The organism is Shigella sp. FC1967 (assembly GCF_001743005.1).
In the GTDB taxonomy this organism is placed as follows: Bacteria; Pseudomonadota; Gammaproteobacteria; order Enterobacterales; family Enterobacteriaceae; genus Proteus.
Genome location: NZ_MIIZ01000061.1, coordinates 1 through 306, shown reverse-complemented (window position 1 = coordinate 306; position 306 = coordinate 1). Strand labels below are relative to the sequence as shown.

1 protein-coding gene is annotated in these 306 nt (G+C 44.4%); it reads right to left on the bottom strand.

The window, feature by feature from the left end; translation table 11 throughout:
* The coding region (locus tag BHE89_RS00470) for a type VI secretion IcmF C-terminal domain-containing protein (RefSeq protein WP_286145794.1) at positions 1-306 on the bottom strand (306 nt) is incomplete at both ends.

Here is a 306-nt window from a genome sequence, read left to right as displayed (position 1 = left end):
AATTTGGGCATCTTCCAGTAAACGAATAATGCCCCAGACGCCACGATAATCACCATAAATACGCGTGCCTGTGTTTGTGGTTATCCAGCTCAGTGATGCCCCAGAGGCAACGGTATCCGCTGGCCAGACAAAACGCTGCCATTGGGGTTGCTGGTTATTGTAAAGAAGAGATTGTCTATCTATCATTAAATGCGTTTGCATAATGTTGGGTGAGGTACCTGGGCGTAATTCAAAGTAAAGACGTGCTTCACCATTCGCAAAAACAACATCCCCCAGATAGCTGAGTTTATCTAAGGCTTTTAAAAA